Source organism: Brevibacillus invocatus (assembly GCF_003710915.1).
In the GTDB taxonomy this organism is placed as follows: Bacteria; Bacillota; Bacilli; order Brevibacillales; family Brevibacillaceae; genus Brevibacillus; species Brevibacillus invocatus.
This window is the reverse complement of the sequence record NZ_RHHR01000118.1, coordinates 1-799: the sequence shown is the minus strand read 5'-3', so window position 1 is coordinate 799 and position 799 is coordinate 1. Positions and strand designations below refer to the sequence as shown.

The window sequence follows — 799 nt, the reverse complement described above, 5'->3', positions numbered from 1 at the left end:
TTTATGAAATTGATTCAAATAGTAAAAAGTACTACTTTGGTTAAGGTTGTTAGGGGTGATAAAGAAAGAAAAGAAGCATACGAGTTCTCAAATTATAAAAATGAGCTAACTTTAAGTGATTATCGATTAAAAAATATGCGTTTTGTCCGTTTACAAGAAGATTTGCAGGAATCATACCAAAAAACAATTTCAGCTATTGCCAGATATCTTCGAAGAACGGTGCTACTGAAGCATAAATCCTGTATCAAAAGATATTTCAAGGAAAATGAACGCGAAAAAAAGTGCCCATACGCTTTCGCATATTTACATTGGAGATACTTTATTCAAGGTTTTGCCTCCATAAGACATGTGGATGAAGCATTACCAGGAATGGGTGTTAGGAAACTTGACTCTAAATATATTGAATTTCCATCTTGGCAAGATGATGAATATTTAAGAAATCTATTCAGTGAAGTGGAAAGAAGATTTGAAGATATTACAACAGAAACTCGCGCATCAATGAAATGGATCTTCAATAGAGTTATTGCCCATATAGTATCTAATCGATTTTGGGGCTGGTTACAAGAAGCTCCAACTTTGATGGAAAATTATCTATCACTCGGATTACCTCCTCGTATAATCATTGTTAGAAGCTCTTCTTCAGACAATTTCCAGTTGATCCGGACAACGGAAAGAGAGTGAAGAGAATTCCAGTTAAATTGAATTTGAAGCCATGGTTTGGAGGCCTTAGCCGAACCCCGTACCGCAACCCCGTGGGGCGAGGAACGGAAGTCGGGGCTAAGAAGCCAATCATTACTTC

At 36.9% G+C, this 799-nt stretch carries 1 protein-coding gene; it reads left to right on the top strand.

All coding sequences use genetic code 11. The annotated features are described in order from the left end of the window. A partial coding sequence (locus EDM52_RS24910; protein ID WP_183185362.1) for a hypothetical protein occupies positions 1–681 on the top strand: 681 nt, incomplete at its 5' end. Between the last annotated feature and the right edge of the window lie 118 nt (positions 682–799).